The following is an 848-nucleotide window of genomic DNA, read 5'->3' as shown; positions in this document are numbered from 1 at the left end:
GGTTCCAGGTCGTCGATCGCACGTGACAGCACCTGCTCGACGATCCCGGCGGTGACGGGCTTTGCGCCCAACCGGAAACCCTGCTCGAAGGCAAGCGTCAGGTGCATCTCGATCTGGAGCGGAGTACGCAGGCGTTCGGCGATGAGGTCGATCGCGTCCTCGTCCATCAGGTCGGCGACCTTCACCCCCTCTGCCGCGCACGCACCGAGCAACCAGGCGACATAATCCCGACGTGCCGATCCGATCCCCTCATAGTCGAAGGTCGTGGTCCGGTAGCCGATCTCCTCCATCTGCGGGCGGCGCAGATCGTTGCGCAGGCGCGGATGCCCCACAAGCAGGACCGACAGCAGCACGCCGGCATCGGCCACCACTTCCATAAGCCGCTTGAGGCCGGTCAACGTCTTGTGGTGCAGGTCGTGCGCTTCATCGACCACCAGCACGATCGGGCGCTTGCCCTTGCGCATCAGATCACGAAGGTCGCGCTCGCGCCGTTCGGCCTGTTTGGGGATCTTCACCTGCGCGCGGTCGCCGGACGACAGGTCGTAGAACAATGCCTCGATCAGCGAGGTAAGCGAGGTGCGCCGCTTGTCCACCGCCAGCGACTTGGCGACCGCGACCTTGCCGGCTCGCGCCAGTTCGTCCTCGATGCGGCGCAGCAGGTGCGTCTTGCCCGAACCGACCAGTCCGGAGACGACGATCAGCCGTCCGGTCTGCACCGCTGCGCAGACTTCGCGTACGATGACGCGCTGATGCTCGGTCTCGAAATTGCCCGCGCCCTGGAACGGGCGGGCGAGGCCGTAGCTGGATTGCACGTCGGCGAGCATCAACTGGTCCTTCGTCGTGACAGG

The 848-nt window shown here is 65.7% G+C and carries 1 protein-coding gene; it reads right to left on the bottom strand.

What is annotated here, in order from left to right; genetic code table 11:
- A partial coding sequence (locus AACY19_RS26610; RefSeq protein WP_339454465.1) for an ExeA family protein occupies positions 1-824 on the bottom strand: 824 nt, incomplete at its 3' end.
- Positions 825-848: the final 24 nt, after the last annotated feature.

Source organism: Pseudomonas sp. EA_5y_Pfl2_R50 (assembly GCF_963970475.1).
Taxonomy (GTDB): domain Bacteria; phylum Pseudomonadota; class Gammaproteobacteria; order Pseudomonadales; family Pseudomonadaceae; genus Aquipseudomonas.
The sequence above is the reverse complement of the archived record's forward strand: the minus strand, read 5'-3'. Positions and strand labels throughout refer to the sequence as shown.